The sequence below is a fragment of the Elizabethkingia argenteiflava genome, assembly GCF_009904105.1.
Taxonomy (GTDB): Bacteria; Bacteroidota; Bacteroidia; order Flavobacteriales; family Weeksellaceae; genus Elizabethkingia; species Elizabethkingia argenteiflava.
Window position 1 is genome coordinate 1 of the sequence record NZ_JAAABJ010000305.1, and the last position, 301, is coordinate 301.

General features: G+C 44.5%; 1 protein-coding gene. It reads left to right on the forward strand.

Annotated elements, in window-relative coordinates; genetic code table 11:
• Positions 1-301, forward strand: a 301-nt coding sequence (locus GNY06_RS03250) for a transposase (protein ID WP_176589947.1), incomplete at both ends; no start/stop codon positions are given.

A 301-nucleotide genomic window follows, 5' to 3' on the forward strand; every position in this document is an offset into this window, starting at 1 on the left:
ACCACCTTGCTCAGGATAAACTTAACGAGCAAATTAACCGTAAGAACGGTAAAACGAAGAAGACCGTGCGTAGTCTAAGTGCTGGCTCATTTGAGTTAGAAACTGGTCGTGACCGCCTAGGTACTTTTGAACCTAAGATTGTGGCCAAACGCCAGCTAATCATTACCGATGAGTTGGAAGGTACTATCTTATCGATGTACGCTATGGGAGTGAGTACCCGAGCAATGGGGGATTATGTTCAGGAAATGTATGCTATGGAGATTTCTCCTGCAGAGATATCCCGTATTACCGATAGTGTACT